The following is a 3,029-nucleotide window of genomic DNA, read 5'->3' on the forward strand; positions in this document are numbered from 1 at the left end:
GCAGTACTAATTAAATTGTGTGGAGATTTATAACTCTTTTCTGAAAGAGCATACACATGGTAAGTCTTCAGGTTTTCGTCTAACTTGAGTTGATATTTGATTTGGCCAACTACTTGACCACTTATGAGTAATGATACTCCTAAGAAAATCGAGGATAGGATATGTCTCATATTGCTATGGTTTTGGGAGAGGGACTGAGTTTATTCAGCCCCTCTGCTACTTAGTTCTATGGTAATTGTTGGTAGATAATGAAGTTATTCAATTTCTCCACGTTTTCTGGATGAGTGAATATCTCATTAAACAACAAGTTTACATCGTTACCTGGTCCTTGGAAGATTACCAGACCATCTAAGTTAATATCTGGTCGTAAGTAACCTGTTACCATGTAGTTGTTCAAGCCTTCGGTATTACCCGCATCGGTCAATACCACACTGCCGATAAAAGTACGGTCGTTGTTTGGCCCTTGGTAAATCACAAAGCGATCTGGACTGGCATTGCCTCCCCATAATGCTCGGACACTACCTAGGTCTACCGTTGGATAAGCGGTGTATTCTGGATCTGTTGTTGCCTTTTTGTACAAGCTCAAACTTGAACTGGTAAAATCAACCAAGGCTGAACAGCTGGAGGTCAACGCTATAGCATTGGCAGTCATCGCTCCCAAGTGGTTACGGTGACGAACTGTTACATAATAACTCTCTGGAACAGCGCCTACAAAACTCAAGCAACTTACTCCATCTACATCTACGATATCGCCATCACGTTGTACTAAACCTGAACGACTGTACAAAATCACACTTGGATTATTCTTATCGCGTAACTCTACTGATACCCAGTCTACAATCGCATTACTGCCAGTTACTGACAACACCGATGTGGTTGTGGCTTCTTCAGCCCCAATGTGAGGAATATCGGTATAAGAGCCTTTACCATAAGGTTGTACTAATGGAATCAGACCTTGGCTACGTAAGCCATCTAGCATCAATCCTACATTGGTATCGTATGCGCCTCGCAAGAATACTTTCGCAGTTAATTTCACGACTGACTGACCTACAGATACACTCGTAATGTTAGATTGAGCAGCCGTTGTTCCGCTAATCGCAACTGGGTCTCCACCGCCATACACGCCAGCTTTGTTTTGGTAGATACCGTTACTCAAAGCTGTTACTGTTATAGTAAATGTAGTACTACTTCCAGCACTAATACTAGTGGATCTGGTACATGTTACAATTTGACCTGTCCCGATACATGTCCATCCCGAAGCATTACTAGAAGAGACAAAACTTAACCCATTTTGTAGGGTATCCTTAACCGTGATAACTCCAGAAGTCGCAATTGTTCCTGTATTCTGAATTTGGAACGTATACTCAAAATTATTATTAGCTAAAAGAGAACCTGAAGGTGCTGTTTTCGTAATCCCTAAAACTGGCTTATCCGTAGATATAATTGTCACATTTTTAGACTCCGAAACAGATACAGGCTGAGTACATCCCAATGGCAAACTACTGTTGGTAGACGAGAATGTCACCACATAATTACCCACTTGACTAAATGTTACAGACGCTACATTACCTGTTCCTGACGAAGCCGATACTCCTGTTGTTGGAGAAATCGTCCAAGTCATTATACCAGGGATACCTCCTGTTGCTGTAAATGTATGAGGCTGTCCTTTTGATAACTCGTCGTTTCCTGTCTCAGATGCAATACTAATTGCTGATGGAGGAGAACAAGGATCTACACCTACACAAATCAATGCTGAAGATACTTTCTGTACAGGTATACATGTTCCGTCGCCAACATTCGTCATGATAAATGATACTCTGTAAACGCCTGGTTGAGTAAATACTAGATTACCTGTATTAGAACCAGTGCCTGAATTTTGGCTTACTCCTACCGCTGGATTAACAACCCATTGTACATTGCTATATGGTAAACCTCCATTCAAGACAAATGATGCACTACCTCCTGTTACAATCGAAGCACTTGATGGTGCCACAGATACATTACTGCTACTAGGTGCTGTACACTGTACTGGAATAGCTTTTACTTTATAATCCAATGTTGCTTCCGAAACGGCTGGCACATTACATCCCGCAGGAATAGACGAATTAGTTGTTCTAAATACAATTTGATAAGTACCAACATTACTAAAGACAATTGGCCCTGCAGTTGTTCCTGTTCCTGAGTTTGGTGTCGCACTATTAGGTACAACATACCATGTTACCACGCCTGCTCCATTTCCACTCAATGTAAAACTAGATGAACCACCAACAGTTACACAACAAGCTTGACTGGCGGTAATTGTTCCCGGTGCTACTGGAGCACATGGTATAGCAGGACAGCCACTTGGTGCAATACCTACAACCGTTGGACATTGGTCGGTAGCATCCAATACGCCATCGCCATCACTGTCTGTATCCAAATAGTTTGGTATTCCATCACCATCAGTATCGACTGTACCTTCTGTTGAATCTAGTAAGCCATCGCCATCACTGTCTAAGTCTACATAGTTTGGTTTACCATCGCCATCAGTATCCACTGTACCTTCTACTGAATCTGGAATGTTATCTCCATCACTATCTAAATCGTAAGGGTTGGTGCCTCCTGTACCATCTGTGTTTGGTGGGGTTAGACCTCCATTTGCTAACGTTGGTACGCCATTCGCATCAACAACTGGAACGCCACTACCGATTTTACCATCGTTGTCTGGGTCTGTACCACCAGCTTCGATTACATCTTTGATACCATCGCCATCACTATCTAAATCCAAACGATTTGGAATACCATCGCCATCACAGTCGGTGCTGGCTGTTACTACGCCACTTGCACTCGTACACTCTGCAGCATTCTCTACACTATCCAAGATACCATCGTTGTCATCATCCAAGTCATTAGCATCGGCTACTCCATCCCCGTCTGTATCAAGAGGACAGCCACTTGGTGCAATACCTACAACCGTTGGACATTGGTCGGTAGCATCCAATACGCCATCGCCATCACTGTCTGTATCCAAATAGTTTGGTATTCCATCA

Annotated in this window: 1 protein-coding gene; it reads right to left on the reverse strand. The window is 42.7% G+C overall.

Going from position 1 to position 3,029, the window contains the following annotated elements:
* Positions 1-226: 226 nt before the first annotated feature.
* On the reverse strand, positions 227-3,029 hold a 2,803-nt coding region (locus QM524_RS07165; protein ID WP_283344053.1), incomplete at its 5' end, for a thrombospondin type 3 repeat-containing protein.

It is taken from the genome of Flectobacillus roseus (assembly GCF_030056595.1).
Classification (GTDB): Bacteria; Bacteroidota; Bacteroidia; order Cytophagales; family Spirosomataceae; genus Flectobacillus; species Flectobacillus roseus.